This window comes from Variovorax glucosi, from assembly GCF_051216695.1.
In the GTDB taxonomy this organism is placed as follows: domain Bacteria; phylum Pseudomonadota; class Gammaproteobacteria; order Burkholderiales; family Burkholderiaceae_C; genus Variovorax.
Genome location: NZ_JBPJZE010000369.1, coordinates 1 through 1,055 on the forward strand (window position 1 = coordinate 1; position 1,055 = coordinate 1,055).

The 1,055-nt window shown below is 66.3% G+C and carries 2 protein-coding genes; both read right to left on the reverse strand.

Annotated elements, in window-relative coordinates:
* The coding region (locus ACSFA3_RS25750) for an ATP-binding cassette domain-containing protein (protein WP_435508150.1) at nt 1-167 on the reverse strand (167 nt) is incomplete at its 3' end.
* Between the two features lie 2 nt (nt 168-169).
* Nucleotides 170-1,055 (reverse strand): ABC transporter ATP-binding protein (locus tag ACSFA3_RS25755; protein WP_435508149.1); only part of this gene is annotated, 886 nt, incomplete at its 5' end.

Below are 1,055 nucleotides of genomic sequence, written 5' to 3' on the forward strand. Positions count from 1 at the left end.
CCCGAGATGATGTTCAGCATGGTCGTCTTGCCGCAGCCCGAAGGGCCGAGCAAGGCATACGCCCCGCCGTCGCGAAAGCTCATCTTCAGCGGCAGCAGCGCATAGTCGCTGTCCTGCGTCGGGTTGGGGCGATAGGCGTGGGCCAGGTCGAGGTCGATGCGTGCCATGACTAGCTTCCTTTGCGCCATGCCGGCGCGAGCGCCAGCTTTTCGCTGGCATCGAACACATAGGCCTGCGAGGCGCTGAAGTACAGCGTGATCGAGGCGCCCAGCTCGAAGCGGTGCACACCGGTGAGCTGCGCCACCAGTTCGCCCACCGCGGTCTCGACGTGTACGAAGGTGTCGGAGCCCGAGATTTCGGCCAGCTCCACCTTGCCGGGCAAGGCGATGTCGCCCTCCCCCGCGTCCACGTTCAATGCGCTTGCGCGCAGGCCGACCGTGACGGTGCCTGCAACGCTTTCAGGCACAGCCAGAGCCAGCGCGGGGCCGCCGGCCAGTTGCACCTTGCCGGCGGTGGCCGTGCCGGCCAGCAGGTTCATCGGCGGATCGCTGAAGGCGCGCGCCACGCGCAGCGATTGCGGCGCATGGAAGACCTCGGCCGTCGGGCCGTACTGCAGCAGCTCGCCGGCATCCATCACAGCCGTGTAGCCGCCGAGCAGCAAGGCTTCACCAGGTTCGGTGGTCGCGTAGATCACGGTCGAATCGCCGGTGGCAAAGAGTTGCGTGAGCTCTTCGCGCAGGCCTTCGCGCAGCTTGTAGTCGAGGTTGACCAGCGGCTCGTCGAGCAGCATCAGCGGTGCGTTCTTGGCGAGCGCACGCGCCAGCGCCACGCGCTGCTGCTGGCCGCCCGAGAGTTCGGCCGGATAGCGGTCGAGGAACATGCCGATGTGCAGTTTGTCGGCCAGTGCCTTCACACGCGCATCGATGTTCGACTCACCACGCAGCTTGAGCGGCGAGGCGATGTTGTCCGCCACCTTGAGCGACGGGTAGTTGATGAACTGCTGGTAGACCATCGCGACATTGCGTTCGCGCACGGGCATGCCGTGCACGTCCTTG